General features: G+C 65.1%; 1 protein-coding gene. It reads left to right on the top strand.

Features of this window, described 5'->3' with window-relative positions; genetic code table 11:
* Nucleotides 1-114: 114 nt before the first annotated feature.
* The coding region (locus tag ACLJNW_RS26635; RefSeq protein WP_410961571.1) for an alanine racemase at nucleotides 115-255 on the top strand (141 nt) is incomplete at its 3' end.

The raw sequence follows: 255 nt of genomic DNA, 5'->3' as shown, positions 1-255 counted from the left end.
CTTCGAGAACCTTGCCGCCGGCATGTACAACTTCGAGGACGAATGACCCGGCTTGGGTCTTGCCCGGCGGGCGCCTTACCATAGGCACCCGTTTCAGTTGCAGGACCCGATGCCATGCGTCCCCTCGTTGCCACCGTCGACCTTTCCGCCATTCGCCACAACTATGCCCTGGCCAAGCGCTGCGCGCCGCAGCGCCAGGCGTTCGCGGTGGTCAAGGCGAACGCCTATGGCCACGGTGCGCGCGAAGTGGTTACC

This window comes from Salmonella sp. SAL4457, from assembly GCF_046548235.1.
In the GTDB taxonomy this organism is placed as follows: Bacteria; Pseudomonadota; Gammaproteobacteria; order Enterobacterales; family Enterobacteriaceae; genus Salmonella; species Salmonella enterica.
The sequence above is the reverse complement of the archived record's forward strand: the minus strand, read 5'-3'. Positions and strand labels throughout refer to the sequence as shown.